The 1,648-nt window shown below is 54.3% G+C and carries 1 protein-coding gene; it reads left to right on the top strand.

Going from position 1 to position 1,648, the window contains the following annotated elements; genetic code table 11:
* The first annotated feature begins 71 nt into the window (after positions 1-71).
* Positions 72-1,502, top strand: a complete 1,431-nt coding sequence (locus tag PQR40_RS38900) for an IS1182 family transposase (protein WP_408242437.1) — start codon at positions 72-74, stop codon at positions 1,500-1,502.
* Positions 1,503-1,648: the final 146 nt, after the last annotated feature.

Here is a 1,648-nt window from a genome sequence, read left to right as displayed (position 1 = left end):
GTTCGGCCCAGAGTGTGTCAAAACGCTTTTTTGAAGAGCTAAAATCTCTCATCCGATAGCGGGGGAGCGAGATGAAGCGGTTCGTTCAAGGCGACAATCGTACTCAAAGCTTTCTTCTTCCCGAAGCACTCGACGACTACGTGACGGACACCAACCCCGTGCGCGTAGTCGATGTCTTTGTAGATGAGCTTGACCTTCAGAAACTTGGGTTTGAAGGCGTTGAACCGGCGCTGACTGGTCGGCCTTCGTATCATCCTGAGGTGATGCTTAAGATCTACATCTACGGTTACCTGAACCGTATTCAATCCAGTCGTCGTCTTGAGCGCGAGGCCCAGCGCAACATTGAATTGATGTGGCTCGCGGGCCGCTTGGCTCCGGACTTTAAGACCATTGCGCGGTTTCGCAAAGACAACGGCAAAGCGATCCGCAGCGTCTGTCGTCAGTTCGTCATGCTATGCCAACGCTTGGACCTTTTCGCCGAAGCGCTCGTTGCGATAGACGGGAGCAAGTTTAAGGCAGTGAACCATCGCGACCGCAACTTCACGAGCGCAAAACTAGAACGACGAATGCGGGATATCGAGGCAAGCATCAGCCGTTATCTTGTGCAAATGGACACCGCCGATCGCCAGGAACCTACGATCGCGAAGGCAAAGACGGAGCGGTTGCAAGACAAGATCGCGGCCCTCAAAGAGCAGATGCAAATCCTGAAGAAAGTCGAAGTTCAACTCGACGCGTCGCCGGACCAGCAAGTGTCGCTCACAGACCCGGACGCGCGCTCAATGAAGACGCGGGGGACAGGCGTCGTTGGCTACAACGTCCAGGTAGCGGTCGATGCAAAGCACCATTTGATCGTCGCGCACGAGGTCACCAACAACGGCATTGATCGGGATCAACTCACGTCGATGGCGAAGCTCGCGCGTAACGAGATGGGCGTCAAGAAACTCACCGCAGTTGCGGACAGAGGTTATTACAAAAGCGAGGAGATACTCGCGTGTCACCAAGCTGGCATTACCGTGTTCGTTCCGAAGACGGTGACGTCGAGCGCGACGGCTCACGGCCGCTTCAGCAAAGACGATTTCATTTACAACGCCGAGGCGAACGAGTATCGGTGCCCAGCGGGAGAGCGTCTCATATGGCGCTACATGACAATCGAGCGCGAGCTAAAGTTGAACCGTTACTGGAGCTCGAACTGCCAACAATGTTCCTTAAAGGACAAGTGCACGCCGAGCATACAACGCCGGGTGACACGCTGGGAACACGAAGGGGTTCTCGATGAGATGCAAATCCGTCTTGATCACAACCCCGACATGATGCGTACCCGAAGACAAACCGTCGAACATCCGTTTGGCACAATCAAGGCTTGGATGGGAGCCACGCATTTCCTAACGCGAACGATCGAGCGGGTAAGCACTGAGATGAGCCTGCACGTGCTTGCGTACAACATGAAGCGAGTCATTAAGTTACTCGGTTCAGAAACGGTCATGAAAGCGATGCAGGCATAGGCCCGCATGCGACCAACTGGGGACTAGACGACATCCTCTTTGACGAAATCGATGTTCCAAATACCGCATTCAATAATTCGCACTTCGCTGCGAGAACAAGTGTCGTCGGAGTTTTTGCCGTTCGCGTTTTGACACGGTCTGGGCCA

This window comes from Paraburkholderia sediminicola, from assembly GCF_046026855.1.
GTDB classification, from domain to species: domain Bacteria; phylum Pseudomonadota; class Gammaproteobacteria; order Burkholderiales; family Burkholderiaceae; genus Paraburkholderia; species Paraburkholderia sediminicola_A.
This window is presented reverse-complemented; position numbering and strand designations above follow the sequence as displayed.

Bases quoted from the DNA above. Each gene is read 5' to 3' on its own strand.
- PQR40_RS38900 (WP_408242437.1), top strand. From the start codon at position 72: ATGAAGCGGTTCGTTCAAGGCGACAATCGTACTCAAAGCTTTCTTCTT.